Below are 16,844 nucleotides of genomic sequence, written 5' to 3'. Positions count from 1 at the left end.
GCACGCCCCATTTTGGGTCGCTGGGAGACGGTATTAAGGGGCTGTTTTAGGCTGGTAGCAGTCCTTCGCTAACGGCCACGCCCCTCTCGTATGGCGTTGATCCAGCCCCGCACATGGGAGCCGTCGTTGAACCGATCCTGGAACAACACGTTCGACAGCAAACCCCAGTTGTGGTCTGCTGCGCGCAGGCCAGTCTCCACCGCAGCTGCGTCGCCATGCCACAGCGATTCGATATTGCTGGCCCAGCGAAGGTACTGCATCCAAGACAACTTTAGCCACGCAACCTTCTCTCCGCTCCGGATGATTTCAAGTATTCGAGCCCCTGCGGGATTTGACTCAAAGGTTCGATCATCGAACCAGCCCTGGCGGTTGAGCTTCGCGACGTCGGCTTCCCGCAAACGCGCAAGTAGAGGGCCTTCGTTCCAATATGGCACTTGGCGACCGCCAGGCTCCTCCTCGCCCCAGCGACCTGGAGAGAAGCGACGGAGGTTCATGTACTTGCCCGTTGAGATGTCAGTAGCGCCGGCAAATTTCCAGAGCACAAGGTCGTGGCTTGCGAAGGCGACATGGATGCGCATCGCCTCGGACAACAGCCTAATTAGGTGCACAGCCGTCGGCAAGCCTGCCGCGTCCTTCATGGGTTGCCGTGCCGGAACGTCTTCGTTTAGAAACATCAAGTAGACGCGATCACACGAGCTGCGGGACAAAATAGACGCGATGCTGAGAGCGCGGGAGGGGTTGTTCAGGTCTCTGAGGCTAACGATTGCGGTGAGCAGCGTCTCCTGCTGTCGTCCATCGGCATGGTGCTTCATCGCATCAGCAACCTCAACAATGAAGGCGTAGTAGGCGTCGGTGAACTGTCGGGGAACAAAGGCCGGCGAGCAAACCGCATCCACCCCTAGCTGCGCCCCTTGCTCGACGATTTCGTGGGCGCGTTGAGCCCACCAGTTGAGGTCTCCACGGTCCGCAGTCTCGTATTCGGAAGAGAAGTACGCCCACTCGTCCATCTTCCCCTTCTCGAACGCGGGGTTGTACATCTGCGGATCGAGGATCACCTCCAACTCGTCACGAAGATCACCAAGCCGGCCTAAGCGGTTTGCGACGTCAGCTGGCGCATCGTTCACCGGACTGAGGACTAGCCCTGCGTAATCACCAATGTCCGGCTCTTCCAAAAGGTTCCAAGAGTCGTGACCGAGTTGCAAGTAAGAAGCCATAAGTTTCCTCAGGAAGATGTCTTCAACGACTCTAGAAAGTCAGAGGGATTTCTGAAGCGGGCGATGGGCCAGGGTTTCAGTGCCGTCCGAAGTGCTCCGAACCCCAGGGCCGCAAGGCGCGCCGCGTTTTCGGCGGGCATCTCGTGGCGGGCAGCCACTGCCATGATCGCCTCGGGGATGGTCTTCCCCGATGCGAGGAACGGGTGATGCCCAAGTAGGCACTCAGCGAGCACGATGGCGAGGTCGAATTGGTCGGTGCGCCAGTCAATCAGTGCCTTGTCGTTGGTCAATTGTTCTGGAGCCGCGTATGCGGGGGTGCCGGGCCCCATTTGGGCGAATGCCTGAGTCAGGGTAGGCTGATTGAGCATCCGTACGATGCCAAAATCGGTCAGCACCGGGTGGGCGTTGCTGCGGTCACGGAACATGATGTTCTCAGGCTTAATGTCGCGGTGGACGAGTCGCTTCTCATGGAGATGACCGAGAACCTCGGCAAGCGCAACACCAATTGCCCGGGTATCCGCGACAGACAGCACACCACATGTACGCCGGGATTGCAGGGTTCCTCCAGCCAGGTATTCTTCGCAGACGACCCACAGCTCGCCCCCCTCCAGAGTGATGTGAGGGTGGGCCTGAAGAAGCCGAGCTACCGAGTTGTGCGAGCACTCTTGAAGCGCTCGAGCTTCCCTAACCAGCCGCTCCGTAGCGCCGGCGGCAACTGCAAGCTTCAGTGCGAATTGCTGAGAGTTGTAGGCGGCCAGATAGGCACTTTTGAAGGCGCCCTGCCCAAGAGGGCCTAGAAACTCAAATCCGCGCTGGTTGCACAGCTCCGCAGCTGCCGCGTCCAGATTCAAGTGCCCGCTCATCGTCGAGGGCATCGAAATGTTCGTGCGCTTGTGCACGGAGCCAAACCAAAAGCGCCTCCTGCTCTGACGCTTCGATTAGCACCTGCACGGACTTCCCATCGAATGAACATAGTCCCACCCCTCGTAACTCGAACTCGTCTCGATCCCTCAAGGCTCTCTCGGCCACACGTGCGGGGACGATGACATACGATTTGTTAGCGTATGCGGTGCTGCGGTACGCCTGATGAAATGCTCTTTTCCAGTTATCCAGCTTGGCCTCGAAGGCCAGCAGCGTCTTTCGCCGATGTCGTGCGAGAACATCCACGAACCCTGCTGTGTGATCCCACTCTTTAGTAATCTGGACCCGCCCGAAGGAGGTACGACCTGCCGACAACTTACCAACAAAGCGCTCTACAAAGTCGGCTTCGGTGGCAAATTCTTTACGATCGTTCGGTTGGGTGATGGCGTGGGCCATATCGCTTATCCAAGGCTCTTTGATACACAGTTTAACAAGGGGTTAGGGTGCTGGGCATTTTCTACGCCCCATAGTTGGCAGCATACGGATGCTAAGCATCCCGCCCTGAACTTGGACCATTCGGATGCCCAGTCATTGACGCAAGGGACCGCCCTGCATAACGGCCCTTGATCGGGCTCTACGAAACTGTAGGAATCCAAGCGGCTTCCGGCCCAGTCTTGGCGGCAGATAATCCTGCATCCCAGTCCTCGTTGCGCCCCATCGACCCCGCTGTCCCTCCGGATGGGGCACGCCTCCCTCCCCGTGAACTCCCCCGTCTTCGCCTCCCTCGTCCCCGTCATCCTCTGCATCGCCATCGGTTTTTTCACCGCCCGCATCGGCTGGGTGCGGGCCACGGCGATCAAGGATCTCTCCAACATCGTCTTCCTCGTCCTCACGCCCGCGCTGCTGTTCCGCACGATGGGCGCGGTGCGGGTGCAGGACCTGAACTTCGAGCCGGTGGCGCTGTACTTCCTCGCGGCGGGGCTGGTGTTCAGCGTGACCATGGCCTTCGCGGGTTTTTCCACGCGGTCGGCGGCACGCGGGCTGGCCAATATGTTCAGCAACAACATCATGATCGGCGTGCCGCTGGTGGGGCTGGTGTATGGCAAGGAAGGGCTGGTGACGCTCTTCACGCTGATCTCGCTGCATGCGCTGGTGCTGCTCACGGGCGCGACCATCGTGTTCGAGCTGGCCGAGGCGCGCGAGAGCCAGCGGTCGGGCCGCACCGCGCCGCGGCCGGTGCTGCACACCGTGCTGCAGGCGGTGCGCAACGGCATCGTGCACCCGGTGCCGCTGCCGATCCTCGCGGGCCTGCTGTTCGGGCAGACGGGGCTGGTGCTGCCGGAGGTGATCGACAAGCCGCTGCAGGTGCTGGGCACGGCCCTGGGGCCGATGGCGCTGCTGCTGGTGGGCATTACGCTGGCCTACACCAAGGTGGGGCACCACGTGCGCGAGGCGCTGGGCATCGCGGTGGTGAAGAACATCGCGCACCCGCTGCTGCTGTTCGCTCTGGCCTGGGTCTTCGGGTTGTCGGGGCTGTCGGTGGCGGTGATGTTCACGGCCGCGGCGCTGCCCGTGGGGGCGAACGTGTTCCTGTTCACCCAGCGCTACGGCACGATGCAGGACGAGGTGTCGGCCAGCATCGCGCTTTCGACGGCGATGGCGCTTCTCACGGTGCCGCTGATGCTGTTGCTCGCGCAGCGGCTGTGGCACTGACGAGAGGCCCAGCCGCCCGGGGCGTGGCCGGTCAGGGCGCGAGGCGCTCGCGGGCCCAGGTGCCCGCGGGGTCCTGGCGGTAGCTGAGCCGGTCGTGCAGGCGGCTCTTGCGGCCCTGCCAGAACTCCCAGCGGTCGGGCTTCAGGCGGTAGCCGCCCCAGTGGGGCGGGCGCGGGGGCTGCAGGAGGAATTGCGCGCCGTATTTCGCCGCGTTGGCCACCAGCACGCCGCGACCCGAAATCACCTGGCTCTGCGGGCTGGCCCAGGCGCCGATGCGCGAATCGAGGGGCCGGCTCGCAAAATAGGCGTCGCTTTCGGCATCGCTCACTTTTTCGACCGTGCCTTCGATGCGCACCACGCGCTCCAGCTCCACCCAGTGGAACTGCAGGGCCGCGAAGGGGTTGCCCGCAAGCTGCCGGCCCTTGCGGCTTTCATAGTTGGTGTACCAGACGATGCCGCGCTCGTCGTAGCCCTTGATGAGCACCACGCGGGTGCTGGGGCGCAGGTCGGGGCCCACGGTGGCGAGCGTCATGGCATTGGGCTCGGGCACCTGGGCGGCAAGGGCTTCCCGCAGCCACTGGTCGAACTGCTGCAGCGGGTCGGCATGGGAGGCGTCTTCGCCCAGTTCGGCGCGCTCGTAGCTTTTGCGCAGGTCGGCGATGGAGGAGGCAAGCGGAGAGGGTGTGGAGGCCATGCGGCGATTGTGCCCCGGCCGTTCCCGGCACGGCCTGCGGGCGGTCAAGGCACCCCGTCGGGCCGCAGGGACAGGCGCAGCAGCCGCGCCAGGGCGCGGTCCTCGATGCCGATGCGCTTCAAGCCGTCATAGGTGGCCTGTGCGTAATCGAGGGTGGTGCCGTATTTGCCGCTGGCCTCGGCGAAGATGCGGCGGTATTCCGCCTCGGACAATTCGCCCGTGTGGCTGGGGCTTCTGCGCGAGAGCGTGAAGGCCAGGGCGCGCACGGTGCCCTGCGGCGTCTGGCACGGCAGCCACCGGGGGTCGTACACCGCCAGGGCCATCTCGCGCTGCCACAGGTTCACCAGCACCTGCCGGGCATGCGCCTGCTCCACCCGGAAGACCATGCCGCGGCAGCTGCCGCCCGACAGCATGCCGAACACCAGCCCCGGGCAGGCGGGCGTGCCCCGGTTGATGCGGCTCCACATCTTGAGTGCCCGGTGCCAGCCGTGCACGCGCGCGGGCCGCTGCTCGGCGAACTCGAAATCGGGCCGCCAGATCAGCGAGCCGTAGCCGAAGATCCAGAGGTCCTGCGCCTCTCCCCATTCGCAGAGGGTCTGCTCCAGCAGGGGTGCGGGATCCCGCAGCGGAGCGGGCAGGGGGGCCGTGTCCGCCCCCCTACAATTCGCGGTTTCGTCCATGTCCCATTATTGACCTACGGAGTTTTCCCCATCATGGCCTTCAGTTCTTCCAGCGATGACAGCCAGCAGCGCTTTGCCCTGGGCTTCCTGTTCGCGATCATCGCGCTCGTCGTGTCCACGGTCGTGGGCACCGTGGTGGTCCAGCGGGGCATCGCACGCCATCCCGCCCCGGCGGTAGCCGTCCCCGCGGCGGAAGTGGTGGCCCCCGCCGGCACCCTGGATCTGGCCGGCAACGAGGTGGCGCGCGTGGTGGTGGATGGCAGCGTGGTGAAGTTCTTTTTCGCGTCCGGCAAGGCCGATCTGGCCGCCGATGCGGCCCCCGCGCTGGCCGACGTGATCCGCGCGGTGAAGGAAGACGGCCGCCGCGTGCTGGTGTCCGGATTCCACGATGCCACGGGCGATGCCGCGGCCAACGCCGAGCTGGCCAAGCAGCGTGCCCAGGCCGTGCGCGATGCGCTGGTGGCCGGTGGCGTTCCCGCCGACAGGATCGAACTGCGCAAGCCCGAATTGACCCAGGGCGCCGGCAACAACGCAGAAGCCCGCCGCGTCGAGGTGACGCTGGCGCCCCGGTGACGCGCTCCCCCCAAGGCACTGGCTCCAGGCCCGGCACTGCCGGGCCTTTTGTTTTCTATCCACCCGCACGGACATGCCGTGCGGCTTCCTGAAAGCCAGGGCGAAATGCGCGGCCCCGGGTCACCGGGCACCGCTCAGCGCCACGCCTGATCCAGCGCCTCCACAGCCTGCACGAAGCGCAGCTCGTCGATGTGCTCCCGGATGGATTCCAGCGATGAAGCGCCGATGCCCATGCCCAGCCCGGGCGCCAGGGTGGCGAACAGGTCCAGCGCCGCCAGATCCTGGCGCAGCAGCAGCTCCCGCAGGCGGACCACCTCGGGCGCGTTGCGCGACAGGGCCGGGACGGACGCGGGGCTGGAGAGCGGATCCGGGGCCTGCGGGCTGCTGGAGAGCCACTGCGCGGCATGCTCGCGCAGATGGGCCAGCGACTCGTTGAGCGCGGCGATGAGCGCCCGCGCATGCATGCGGTTCTGCGCGCGGCAAGCGTTCTCGGCATCCGTGGCCAGGCGATGCACGTCCTGCGCCCCCACGGTTCCGGAGGCCCCGCGCAGCTTGTGGACCCGGGCTGTGGTGTCCCGCCAGTCGGCTTCCGAGTCGGCGGGGATGGGGAATTCCTGGAACTCCCGCAGCAGATGCCCGAGCAGGGACCGGAAGAGGACCAGATCGCCCCCGAGCTGCCGCGCCACATGCTCTACCGCGATGCCCGGAATGTCGGGCCAGTCACTGGAGTGCGGTGCTTCGGTGATGGCCGGCAAGGCCTGGGCATTTCCGGCGGCGCGGTCCGCGGGCAGGTACCTGCGGATGCAGGCCACCACGTCGCGCGGCGAGAACGGCTTGACGATGAAGTCGTTCATGCCTACGTTCTCGGCTTCCTGGCGCTGGCTGGCGAGCGCCCCGGCCGTGAGCGCGATCACCGGGAGATCCGTCAGGCCCATGCTGCTGCGGATGAACCGGGTCGCGGTCAGTCCGTCCATCACGGGCATGTGGATGTCCATGAGCACGATGTCGAACGCCTCGCCCCTTGGCTGCAGGCGGTCGATGGCCTCCTGGCCGTTGGCCGCGAGGCCGACCGAAGCCCCTTGCAGCTCCAGGACGCGCCGGGCCACCTCCAGGTTGATGTCGCTGTCATCCACCACGAGGACGCGCACGCCGGAGAGCCCGGTCATCTCCGGCTCCTGCGGCTTCTTCGCCTCGGCCACCTCGATGGCGGCCTCGGCGCGCCCGAACGGCAGCTCCACCCAGAACTGGCTGCCGGTTCCCGGCACGCTCTCCAGCCCCACGCGCCCGCCCATCAGTTCGGCCAGTTGCCGCACGATGGACAGCCCCAGGCCCGTGCCCCCGAAGCGCCGCGTGATCGTCGCATCGGCCTGCGCGAAGGGCTGGAACAGCCGCGCCGCATCTTCCGGCGAGATGCCGATGCCGGAATCGTGCACCTCGAAGCGCAGGCGGATGGAGGCGTCTCCGTCCGGCAGACTGCGCACGATGAGGCGCACGCCCCCCCGCTCGGTGAACTTGATGGCGTTGGACAGCAGGTTGGTCAGGATCTGGTTGAGGCGCAGCGCGTCGCCGACCAGGTGGCGGGGAAGGCCATCGGGGAGGTCCAGGGTCAGGCCGATGCGCTTGGCGTCGGCCTGGACCCGGACCACCTCCATCAGGTAGTGCAGGCTGTCGCGCAGGATGAACGGCTCCGGGGACACGCTCAGTTCGCCGGCCTCGATCTTGGACAGGTCCAGGATGTTGTTGATCACGCCCAGCAACGCCTTGCTGGCGCGCAGGATCTTCTGCAGGAACTCCGCCTGCTGGGCATCCAGGCTCGTCTGTTCCAGCAGGTAGGTCAGGCCGATCACGGCGTTCATCGGCGTGCGGATCTCGTGGCTCATGTTGGCGAGGAATTGGCTCTTGGCCAGGCTGGCCTGCTCGGCGGCGGTCTTGGCCCATTCCAGCGCCTGCTCATGCTCCTTCTGGTCGCTCATGTCGTAGGCGACCCCCAGGAAGCCCAGCAGCCGCCCGTCATCGCCGTACATCGGCGTGACCACCAGGGAGACCACCACGCGCGAGCCGTCCTTGCGCAGGTAGGTCCATTCCCGCACATGCCCGTGCGTGGAGGGCTCCCGGAAGATGCCCTCGGCGGAGGCCGGCACGGCATGCCCCAGCGCCTGGCCGAGCTCCTGTGCGCGTGCGTCGATCTCCTGCGGGTCGTGGAAGAGCGTCGTCGAGTTGGTGCCGATGATGTCCGTGCTGTCGTAGCCCAGCAGGCGCTCGGCCCCGCGGTTGAAGATGCGGACGACGAAATCCGCGTCCGTGGCGATGATGGCGACCTCCGATGCGGACGCCAGCACCATGCGCAGCAGGGACGTGGTCTGCGACAGGTCCAGCTCCACCTGCTTGCGGTCCGTGATGTCCCAGTTGATGCCGATCATGCGCAGCGGGCGGCCATCGGCACTGCGATGGAGCTTGGCCATGGCCTTGATGTGCCGCACCTGGCCGTCGGGCCACAGCACACGGAACTCCATGTCGACGTCCTTGAGTTCCGCGATGCAGTGGCTCAGCTCCTGGGTGGCGCGTTCGCGATCGTCGGGATGCACGCGGTCCAGCCAGAGGGCGTAGGGCTCGACATCGTGGTGGCGCGTCTGCCGGTAGATGCGGTACATCCAGTCGTCCCAGCGCAGGCTGCGGGTCTCGAGATCCAGCTCCCAGACGCCCAGGCTGGCCGCGTCCGTGGCCAGCGCGAGGCGCTCGTGCGTGGCCGCCAGTTCGGCGGCGGCGCGCTTGCGCTCGGTGATGTCGAAGCGGATCGAGATATAGCGGTCCACCTGCCCGTCGGCATCGGCGAAGGGCGCGATGATGCTGTCCACCCAGTAGAGCGAGCCGTCCTTGGCGCGGTTGCAGACCTCGCCATGCCACACCTTGCCCGAGGCGATCGTGCGCCAGATGCCCGGCCAGAATCCGGCATCGTGCGTGCCCGAGTTGATGAGCCGGTGGGTGCGGCCCAGCAGTTCCTCCCGGCTGTAGCCCGAGATCGCGCAGAACGCAGGATTCACGTCGGTGATGCGACCGGATCGGTCGGCCACGGAGACGATGGCGTGTTCATGGATGGTGCGCAGCAGGAAGTCGTTGTCCCGCTGGGCCGCCGCCGCGGCCTGGCGGCTCTCGGTCAGCTCCGTCACGTCGTGCACCAGCACGTAGAAGCCCCGGACCGTGCCATCCACGATGTCGGGCAGGTAATGCGCCAGCCAGTGGCGGATGCCCGGGCCGTCGCGGCGCGTCTCGGAGCGGTCGAAGGTCTGCGCCACCCCGCGCAGGGCCGACCGGGCATAGGGCTCGTTGCGCTCGAACAGGTTCTGCCCCAGCAGCTCCAGCATGGAGCGGCCGGTCGCCGGCTCCTCCCCGACGCCCAGCCAATCCCGGTAGGCCTTGTTCGCGAAGCGGTTGCGCAGGGCGTCATCCCAGTAGCCCACCATGGACGGCAGCGCGTCGAGGATGTTGCGCAGGTCGCGGCGTGCGGTCTCCAGGCCCAGGGTGCGCTCGGCCACCTTGCGTTCGAGGTCGGCCGTCAACTGCTGGAGCGCGCGCTCGGCCGCCTTGTTCTGGCTGATGTCGCGCAGCGTCTTCACCACGCCCACGACGGCTCCGCGGGCATTGCGCAGCGGCGCGGCCGACACCGCGACGTCGATGCGGGTGCCGTCGCGGCGCAGCCGCGTGGTCTCGAAGGTCGAGACGAGCTCGCCCCGGCGGACCCTGGCGAGGATGCCGGCATGCTCGTGCTCGGGGTTGCCGGGAGCGAAGAGGGTGTCGATCGGGCGCCCGACCATGTCGGCTTCCGCGTGGCCGAAGATGGCCTGCGCGGCCGGGTTCCAGTGGATGACGCGGCCATCCAGCGCCACGCCGATGATGGCGTCCGGCGAGGACTCCACCATCGCCGCCCGGCTTTCCCGCGCGGCCTGCAGCGCATCCCGCTGGCCCGCCCCCTGGCCCGCGAGCCAGGCGAGCGCGGCGAGCAGGGCGACCACGCCCGCGCCCAGCACGGCGACTTCCCAGGCGGCCCGCTGGTGCAGCGCGGCGACGAACTGGGGGGTGGCCAGGATCTCCGCTTCCCATTGCCGGCCATAGACCGTCAGGGGAACGCGCACGCGCAACCCGTCTACCACGGTGGCCTGCCAGGGCGATGTGGCATGGAAGGGCGCCGCCTCTGTGCCCGGGGCGCCGTCGTCGCGGTCCCGCAGCGCGAGAACATACCCCTCCTCGCGCGCCCGCTGGGCCGCGAGGATCTCGTCCATCACCAGGGGGGCGTACGACCATCCGATGGTGGCCTCCTCCCGGGACTCCGGGGTGTCCGGCACCGCGCCCGGCCGGTAGATCGGCAGCAGCAGCAGGAAGGACTGCCGGGACTTGCCCGTCTGCTGCAGCAGGGCGAGGGGGGCGGTCAGGATCGGGGTGTTTTCCCGCATCGCCCGCTCCGCCGCCGTGCGGCGCCGGGTCTCCGAGGCGACATCCAGGCCGAGCGCGACCGCGTTGCGCTCCCGGGGCTCCGCGTACTGGATCACGTAGCGTTCGCCGGCGTGCGGCTCCAGCTGGCGGATCGTGAAGTCCGGGGCGCCGTCGCGGCGCGCGCGGGCCAGGAAGGCGGCCTCTTCGCCCAGGGCGACACGGCGGACGAAGCCGAACCCCCAGGCCCCGGGAAACTCACGCGCGATGTCGCGCGATTGCGCGTACTGCCGGAACATCTCCCGGTTGATGTTGTCCGGGCCGGCCGCAATGATCGCACCCCGGGCACCGCGCAGGCCGTATTCATAGCGCTCCATTCCGGTCTGAACGCGCTCGACGACCCGTGCGACCAGGGCCTCGAACGCCGCCTCGCGGGCCTGCCGGTTGATGGCGATCTGCCAGGAAACCGCCAGGATCACGAGCGCCATTCCGCCCAGCAGCACTCCCGCCACGGCACTCCTGACCTTCCAATGCCCATTGACCATGAAGGGGACTCCTGTCGCGTCCGAGGGGTTCGGGAACCGTGCTGCCGGATCTGGCATCGTGGCCCCGGGTCAGCGGTCGGTGCCCGGCCGCGGGCCGGGGCCGGTGGCCGAAGCGAGAAGGGACAGGGGCGGGACGGCCAGGACGGGGGCGCTCCCGGGGGCCGTATCCGAGACGTGTCCCTGATACGCCCGCGCGCGCCCGGCCTGCTTCGCGGCATAGAGTGCCTGGTCCGCGCTGCGCACCAGGCGATCGGCCTGCTCCCGCATGGATGCCTCGCCATGCTCTCCCCGGGAGGGCAGCCAGTCGGCGCTGTATTCGTCGCAGCTCGCGATGCCGATGCTGACGCTCAGGCGCCCGGCAGCCGCGGAATCGCCGTGCTCGATCCGCAGGGCCGCGACGTTCTCCATGATCCTGCGGGCGACGAAGGCGGCGCCCGCGCGGTCCGTCTGGGGCATCAGCAGCGCGAACTCTTCGCCGCCGTAGCGGGCTGCGAGGTCGCCCAGCCGGAGGCCGGCATCGCGCAGCGCCTGCGCGACCTGACGCAGGCAATCGTCGCCCGCGGGGTGGCCATAACGGTCGTTGAACTGTTTGAAATGGTCCACGTCCACCAGCAGCATGCTCAGGGCCGTGCCCGAGCGCTGGCAACGCTGCCATTCCTGCAGCAGCGATTCGTCGAACTTGCGGCGGTTCGCCAACTGGGTCAGCCCGTCGGTGGCCGCGATCTGGCGAAGCTCTTGTGTGAGCTGCGAAAGCCGCAGCTGGGTTTTCACCCGGGCCTGGAGGAGGGCGGGCCTGACGGGCTTGGCGATGAAATCCGCCGCGCCGAGCGCGAACCCTTCCAACTCCAGGTCCACCTCGGCGTGGCTGGTGACGAAGATGATGGGTACGTCGGCGGTGGCGGGGTCGGCCTTGACGGCCCTGCAGACTTCGAAGCCGCTCATGCCGGGCATTTCGGCATCCAGCACGATCACGCTGGGCGGGGCCTCGCTCACGAGGCGCAGGGCATCGGCGCCATTGGTGGCGAACTGCACGTCCCCGAGCCCCGCCAGCATGTAGCGCATGAGCTTGATGGCGCCCAGGTCATCGTCCACCAGCAATATCTTCTGCTGCATCCATTCTCCCTCCGGGATTGAGTTCCGTTGCCCGTGCCGGCTCTCGGGCCGGATCGAACGCCGCTCAGTCGCTGCCAGCCCTGTCGGGCCTGCAAGCATTGTGGGGGAGAGTCCTTGATGTTCGCTTACGAGAGTTGCATGAATGTAACGCTCGCCGTAGGGTCTCTCCCCGCGGGTTCAGGTGCTCTGCCGCACCACCAGCTCGTACTCCAGGGCCACGCAGTGCCGGGCGGGCGGCGTGCCGCGCATCAGGTCCAGCAGCATGCCGGCGCCGGCGCGCCCCACCTCGCCGCGGGGCGTGCGCACGGTGGTGAGGGGCGGCACCATCTGGTCGCTGCCGGCCAGGTCGTTGAAGCCCGCCACGGCCATGCGGCCCGGCACGGCCACGCCCAGCCGCGTGGCGGCCAGCAATCCACCCTGCGCGATGTCGTCGTTGCAGAAGAAGATGGCATCGGCATCGGGCAGGCGCTGCAGCACTTCTTCGAAAAGGCGGGCACCGAGCGCGATGGACGAGCGCTCCGGGCTCAGGATCTCCAGGCGGGGATCGTAGAGGCCGGCCTGGCGCAGGGCCTGGCGGTAGCCCTCGGCGCGCTGCATCGTGCGGGGGTCGAGCTGGGCCGCGCAGAAGGCGATGCGCCGGCGCCCCTGCTCCAGCAGGTGGCGCACCATGGCGGCCCCGGCCTCGGTCTGCGAGAAACCCACGCAGTGCACGCCCTGCGCATCGCTGGTTTCCATGAGGTGCACGCAGGGCACGCCGCTGCGCGCGATGAGCTGGCGCGCGGCCTCGCTGCGGTCGAATCCGGTGACCAGCAGGCCGGCCGGGCGGTGGGGGAGGTAGGTGCGCAGCAGCAGCTCCTCCTCGGCCACGTCGTAGTGGGTGACCCCGATCAGCGGCAGGAAGCCGGCGGGGAACAGAGTGCGGTGCACCGCCTCCAGCAGGTCCACGAACAGCGCGTTGGAGAGCATGGGCACCAGCACCAGGACCTGTGTGCTGCGCTGCGAGGCCAGGGCGCGCGCGGCCGGGTCGGGCACATAGCCCAGTTGCCCGGCGGCCGCCTGCACGCGCGCGGCCAGCACCGGGTCCACGCCGCGCTCCTGGCGCAGGGCGCGCGAGACGGTGATCGGGCTCACGCCCGCCAGGCGGGCCACGTCGTCGAGGGTGACCCGGCCGCTGGCCTTGCGGGCGCGGCGGCCGGGAGGAGGAGCGGATGCGTTCAAGGGTTAATCCGGATCGGCTGGTACAGCATTGTTGTCTAGGATAGCGCTATCCATCTCAGGGTTAACGTCAGAAGCAGGCCAAGTCTTTCTTAACGTCCCTGGGAATTCTTTTTTCTACATTGGAGACAAGCGGGCCCTTTTTCCCCGGGAAAAGTCCGCATTTTTTATGGATTCTTTGGATAGCGCTATCCAAGCACTGCCGACCTCCACCCTGGTGGTCATGGGCGTCTCGGGATGCGGCAAATCCAGCGTGGCCGCCGCTGCTGCCGCCCTGCTGGGGTGGCGCCTGGAGGAGGGCGACGCGCACCATTCCCCCGAGAGCGTGGCCAAGATGCGCGCCGGCCAGCCGCTGACCGACGAGGACCGCGCGGGCTGGCTCGATCGCCTGGCCCGTCTGCTGGCGGACGTGGGCAGCCCGGGCGCGGTCGGGTCCGCGGGGCAGGGCGGCGGCGGGCTGGTGCTGACCTGCTCGGCCTTGCGCCGCCGGTACCGGGACCGCCTGCGGGCCGCCTCGCCGGGGCTGCGCTTCGCGTTCCTCGAACTGGACTACGACAGCGCACTGGCCCGGGTGCGGGCGCGGCCCGGGCACTTCTTTTCCCCGTCCCTGGTGGCGGACCAGTTCGCCACGCTGGAATCCCCCCGGGGCGAACCCGGCGTGCTGCCGCTCGACGCCCGGCAGCCCGTGCCCGCGCTGGCCGAGGCCATCGCGGCGTGGATGCGCCGTGGCGGCACTGAACCCCAGGGCGTGGCGGTGTCCACGCCCACCCCTTCCGGAGATACCGCATGACCGAGTCCGCAACCCACCCGGCGCAGCCCGCGCGCCGCAAGAGCCTGCCGCAGCGGTGGGCCGAGCATTTCATGGTGCTGGCGCTGGCCGGCATGGTCGTGGCCGTGTTCGTGAACGTGGTGCTGCGCTATGCGTTCGGCACCAGCATCGTTTCCTACGAGGAGATCTCGCGGCTGCTGTTCGTCTGGCTGGTGGCCGTGGGCGCCATCGTGGCCGCGTTCGAGGGCAAGCACCTGGGCTTCGACATGCTCACCGCGCGTCTCTCGGGGGCGCCGCGCAAGGCGCTGTTCTGGGTCAGCCAGGCGCTGGTGGCGCTGTGCATGGTGCTGCTGCTCAAGGGCTCCTGGGAGCAGGTGGTGGCCGGCCTGGAGAGCTACAGCACGGTGCTGGGCTACCCGCTCGCGCTGGGCGCGGCGGCCACGCTGGTGCTGGCCGCGGGCCTGCTGGTCGCGCTGGTGCTGGAACTCGTGCGCGGCCGTCCGGCCGGCGATGACGCGGGCGGCGACGCCTCGATCGAGTGAGGGAAGCACCATGGTCGTGACCCTCATCTTCCTCGGCGTGCTGATCGGCGGCATGGCCATCGGCATGCCCATCGCCCAGGCGCTGGTGCTGACCGGCGTGGCCCTGATGTGGCACCTGGACTTCTTCGATTCGCAGTTGCTGGCGCAGAACCTGCAGGCGGGCTTCGACAACTTCCCGCTGCTGGCGGTGCCGTTCTTCATCCTGGCGGGCGAGCTGATGAACGCGGGCGGCCTCTCGCGCCGCATCATCGATCTGGCGCGCGCCTTCGTGGGCCACATCCGGGGCGGGCTGGGCTTCGTGGCGATCGGCGCGGCGGTGCTGCTGGCGTCCATGAGCGGCTCGGCCATCGCCGACACGGCGGCGCTGGCCACGATCCTGCTGCCGATGATGCGCCAGCAGAACTACCCGGCCAGCTACAGCGCCGGCCTGCTGGCCTCGGGCGGGATCATCGCGCCGATCATTCCGCCGTCCATGCCGTTCGTGATCTACGGCGTGACCACCAACACCTCGATCAGCAAGCTGTTCCTGGCGGGGGTGTTCCCCGGCCTGATGATGGGCATCTTCCTCATCCTGGCGTGGTGGTGGATCGCGCGCAAGCACCAGTTGCCCGCGATGGAGCGCGTGGAGTGGGGACCCCGGCTGCGGGCGCTGCTGCACAGCTTCTGGGCCATGATGATGCCGGTCATCATCCTGGGCGGCTTGAAGGGCGGCATCTTCACGCCCACGGAAGCCGCCGTGGTGGCCGCCGTGTATGCGCTCATCGTCTCGATGTTCGTGTACCGCGAGCTGAACTGGAGCCAGCTCTACGAAGTCTTCCTGGCCGCGGGCAAGACCACGGCGGTGGTGATGTTCCTCTGCGGCGCGGCCACCGTGACGGCCTACATGATCACCCTGGCCGACCTGCCCAACCTGCTGGCCGACAGCTTCGCCGGTGTGATGGGCCACCCCATGCTGTTCATGGCGCTGATGATGGTCTTCCTGCTGGTGGTGGGCACGGCCATGGACCTGACGCCCACCATCCTGATCTTCGGCCCCGTGTGCGTGCCGCTGGCCGTGAAGGCCGGCATCGACCCGGTGTACTTCGGCTTCATGTTCATCTACGTGGGCTGCATCGGACTGATCACGCCGCCCGTGGGCACGGTGCAGAACGTGGTGGCCGGCGTGGGCCGGCTGCGCATGGAGACCGTGATCCGGGGCACGACGCCGTTCCTGCTGGTGTACGTGCTGCTGCTCGTCCTCTTCGTCATCTTCCCGTCGCTGGTGACGGCGCCGCTGCGCTGGCTGCATTGAGGCTGCGGCCCCTCGCGTTCGATTCCATTCATTTTTTCAGGAGACAAAACCATGCGCATCCGCTTCGCCCTCGCCACCCTGGTGGCCGCCATTGCCGCCACCGGCGCGCCCGCCGTCGCCCAGGCCCAGGATTTCAAGCCGCGCATCGTGCGCTTCGGCTTCGGCCTCGTGGACAACTCCAACCAGGGGCGCGCCGTGCGCTTCTTCGCGCAGGAGGTGGAGAAAGCCACCGGCGGCAAGATGAAGGTGCGCGCTATCGGCAATGCGTCGCTGGGCTCCGATACGCAGATGCAGCAGGCCCTGATCGGCGGGGCGCAGGAGATGATGGTGGGCTCCACCGCCACGCTGGTGGGCATCGTGCCCGAGATGGCGGTGTGGGACACGCCCTTCCTCTTCAGCAGCGCGAAGGAGGCCGACGCCGTGCTCGACGGCCCCGTGGGCGAGAAGGTCAAGGCGAAGCTGGAGCCCAAGGGCATGGTCGGGCTGGTGTACTGGGAGAACGGCTTCCGCAACCTCACCAACAGCAAGCGCCCCGTCACCAAACTGGAAGACATGGGCGACATCAAGCTGCGCGTGATGCAGAACAACGTGTTCCTCGACAGCTTCAAGGCCCTGGGCGCGAACGCCGTGCCGCTGCCGTTCTCCGAGCTGTTCACGGCGCTGGAGACGCGCGCCGTCGATGGGCAGGAAAACCCGTTCAACACGGTGGTGTCCAGCAAGTTCTACGAAGTGCAGAAGTACCTTACCGTCACCAATCACGTCTACAGCCCCTGGATCGTCACGGTGAGCAAGAAGTGGTGGGACACGCTCACGCCCGCCGAGAAGAAGGTGCTGCAGGACGCCGCCGCCAAGAGCCGCGATTTCGAGCGCAAGGACACGCGCGAGGAGGCCGCCAAGGCGCTGGCCGACCTCAAGACCAAGGGCATGCAGGTGAACGAGCTGCCCGCCGCCGAAGCCAGCCGCATGCGCGAGCGGCTCGCCGGCGTGAATGCCGGCATCGCCAAGGCGGTGGGCCAGGACACCTGGGACGCCGTGCAGGGCGCCGTGAAACAGGCGCGCGGCGGCCAGTGACCCGGCCGGCCGGGGAGGGCGGGGCGCCGCGATCGCCCACCCCGGCCTACAGCGGGCCTGCCGCGGCGGGCGTACGATCGGTGGCCCGGCTGCTTGCCGATGGTTGCTTTTGGTAGCGAACTTCCGGCGGCCCGCCGT

14 protein-coding genes are annotated in these 16,844 nt (G+C 67.9%); 6 read left to right on the top strand and 8 right to left on the bottom strand.

The window, feature by feature from the left end; translation table 11 throughout:
- Positions 1–68 precede the first annotated feature (68 nt).
- Genes AX018_RS18195 through AX018_RS18185 form a run of 3 tightly spaced genes read right to left on the bottom strand, consistent with a single transcriptional unit; the run spans position 69 to position 2,531 of the window.
- Entirely contained in the window at positions 69–1,214 is a 1,146-nt protein-coding gene (locus tag AX018_RS18195) for a hypothetical protein (protein ID WP_111880164.1), read from the bottom strand.
- A gap of 8 nt (positions 1,215–1,222) precedes the next feature.
- Positions 1,223–2,065 (bottom strand): serine/threonine-protein kinase, encoded by an 843-nt coding sequence (locus AX018_RS18190; RefSeq protein WP_245951668.1) that lies wholly within the window; start codon positions 2,063–2,065, stop codon positions 1,223–1,225.
- Positions 2,016–2,531, bottom strand: a complete 516-nt coding sequence (locus tag AX018_RS18185) for a hypothetical protein (protein WP_111880161.1) — start codon at positions 2,529–2,531, stop codon at positions 2,016–2,018. Before AX018_RS18185 ends, AX018_RS18190 begins: the two co-directional genes overlap by 50 nt.
- A gap of 303 nt (positions 2,532–2,834) precedes the next feature.
- Between AX018_RS18185 and AX018_RS18180 the strand changes: the two genes are divergently transcribed.
- Complete coding sequence (locus AX018_RS18180; protein WP_111880190.1) at positions 2,835–3,788, top strand: AEC family transporter; 954 nt, start codon at positions 2,835–2,837, stop codon at positions 3,786–3,788.
- 31 nt (positions 3,789–3,819) lie between these two features.
- On the opposite strand, the gene pdxH is transcribed toward AX018_RS18180, so the two are convergent.
- Both pdxH and AX018_RS18170 read right to left on the bottom strand, forming a co-directional pair.
- Positions 3,820–4,482: a pyridoxamine 5'-phosphate oxidase gene (gene pdxH, locus AX018_RS18175; protein ID WP_111880159.1), complete on the bottom strand. Its 663-nt coding sequence runs from the start codon at positions 4,480–4,482 to the stop codon at positions 3,820–3,822.
- A 44-nt stretch (positions 4,483–4,526) separates the two neighbouring features.
- Positions 4,527–5,162: a gamma-glutamylcyclotransferase gene (locus AX018_RS18170; RefSeq protein WP_111880157.1), complete on the bottom strand. Its 636-nt coding sequence runs from the start codon at positions 5,160–5,162 to the stop codon at positions 4,527–4,529.
- A gap of 33 nt (positions 5,163–5,195) precedes the next feature.
- On the opposite strand from AX018_RS18170, the gene AX018_RS18165 reads away from it, so the two are divergent.
- Positions 5,196–5,735, top strand: a complete 540-nt coding sequence (locus AX018_RS18165) for an OmpA family protein (RefSeq protein ID WP_111880154.1) — start codon at positions 5,196–5,198, stop codon at positions 5,733–5,735.
- 134 nt (positions 5,736–5,869) lie between these two features.
- On the opposite strand, the gene AX018_RS18160 is transcribed toward AX018_RS18165, so the two are convergent.
- From AX018_RS18160 to gntR, 3 genes are all read right to left on the bottom strand, one after another.
- Entirely contained in the window at positions 5,870–10,705 is a 4,836-nt protein-coding gene (locus tag AX018_RS18160; RefSeq protein ID WP_170146298.1) for a PAS domain S-box protein, read from the bottom strand.
- 69 nt (positions 10,706–10,774) lie between these two features.
- Positions 10,775–11,818, bottom strand: a complete 1,044-nt coding sequence (locus AX018_RS18155) for a diguanylate cyclase (RefSeq protein WP_111880148.1) — start codon at positions 11,816–11,818, stop codon at positions 10,775–10,777.
- Between the two features lie 177 nt (positions 11,819–11,995).
- Entirely contained in the window at positions 11,996–13,036 is a 1,041-nt protein-coding gene (gene gntR / locus AX018_RS18150) for an HTH-type transcriptional regulator GntR (protein WP_111880145.1), read from the bottom strand.
- Positions 13,037–13,202: 166 nt separating this feature from the next.
- Between gntR and AX018_RS18145 the strand changes: the two genes are divergently transcribed.
- The 4 genes from AX018_RS18145 to AX018_RS18130 are packed head-to-tail and all read left to right on the top strand — an operon-like array spanning position 13,203 to position 16,706.
- Positions 13,203–13,823 carry a gluconokinase gene (locus AX018_RS18145; RefSeq protein ID WP_111880142.1) on the top strand — a complete coding sequence of 207 codons (621 nt, stop codon included), beginning with the start codon at positions 13,203–13,205 and terminating at the stop codon, positions 13,821–13,823.
- Positions 13,820–14,344, top strand: a complete 525-nt coding sequence (locus AX018_RS18140; RefSeq protein WP_111880139.1) for a TRAP transporter small permease — start codon at positions 13,820–13,822, stop codon at positions 14,342–14,344. Before AX018_RS18145 ends, AX018_RS18140 begins: the two co-directional genes overlap by 4 nt.
- A gap of 10 nt (positions 14,345–14,354) precedes the next feature.
- Entirely contained in the window at positions 14,355–15,635 is a 1,281-nt protein-coding gene (locus tag AX018_RS18135; RefSeq protein WP_111880137.1) for a TRAP transporter large permease, read from the top strand.
- A gap of 51 nt (positions 15,636–15,686) precedes the next feature.
- Entirely contained in the window at positions 15,687–16,706 is a 1,020-nt protein-coding gene (locus AX018_RS18130; protein ID WP_111880135.1) for a TRAP transporter substrate-binding protein, read from the top strand.
- Positions 16,707–16,844: the final 138 nt, after the last annotated feature.

Source organism: Paracidovorax anthurii (assembly GCF_003269065.1).
Lineage (GTDB): Bacteria > Pseudomonadota > Gammaproteobacteria > Burkholderiales > Burkholderiaceae_C > Paracidovorax > Paracidovorax anthurii.
This window is presented reverse-complemented; position numbering and strand designations above follow the sequence as displayed.

What these genes read in the sequence shown, in the direction of transcription:
- AX018_RS18195 (WP_111880164.1), bottom strand. Translation starts at nt 1,214, where the DNA reads ATGGCTTCTTACTTGCAACTCGGTCACGACTCTTGGAACCTTTTGGAA.
- AX018_RS18185 (WP_111880161.1), bottom strand. Translation starts at nt 2,531, where the DNA reads ATGGCCCACGCCATCACCCAACCGAACGATCGTAAAGAATTTGCCACC.
- pdxH (WP_111880159.1), bottom strand. Translation starts at nt 4,482, where the DNA reads ATGGCCTCCACACCCTCTCCGCTTGCCTCCTCCATCGCCGACCTGCGC.
- AX018_RS18170 (WP_111880157.1), bottom strand. Translation starts at nt 5,162, where the DNA reads ATGGACGAAACCGCGAATTGTAGGGGGGCGGACACGGCCCCCCTGCCC.
- AX018_RS18165 (WP_111880154.1), top strand. Translation starts at nt 5,196, where the DNA reads ATGGCCTTCAGTTCTTCCAGCGATGACAGCCAGCAGCGCTTTGCCCTG.
- AX018_RS18160 (WP_170146298.1), bottom strand. Translation starts at nt 10,705, where the DNA reads ATGGTCAATGGGCATTGGAAGGTCAGGAGTGCCGTGGCGGGAGTGCTG.
- AX018_RS18155 (WP_111880148.1), bottom strand. Translation starts at nt 11,818, where the DNA reads ATGCAGCAGAAGATATTGCTGGTGGACGATGACCTGGGCGCCATCAAG.
- AX018_RS18145 (WP_111880142.1), top strand. Translation starts at nt 13,203, where the DNA reads ATGGATTCTTTGGATAGCGCTATCCAAGCACTGCCGACCTCCACCCTG.
- AX018_RS18140 (WP_111880139.1), top strand. Translation starts at nt 13,820, where the DNA reads ATGACCGAGTCCGCAACCCACCCGGCGCAGCCCGCGCGCCGCAAGAGC.
- AX018_RS18135 (WP_111880137.1), top strand. Translation starts at nt 14,355, where the DNA reads ATGGTCGTGACCCTCATCTTCCTCGGCGTGCTGATCGGCGGCATGGCC.
- AX018_RS18130 (WP_111880135.1), top strand. Translation starts at nt 15,687, where the DNA reads ATGCGCATCCGCTTCGCCCTCGCCACCCTGGTGGCCGCCATTGCCGCC.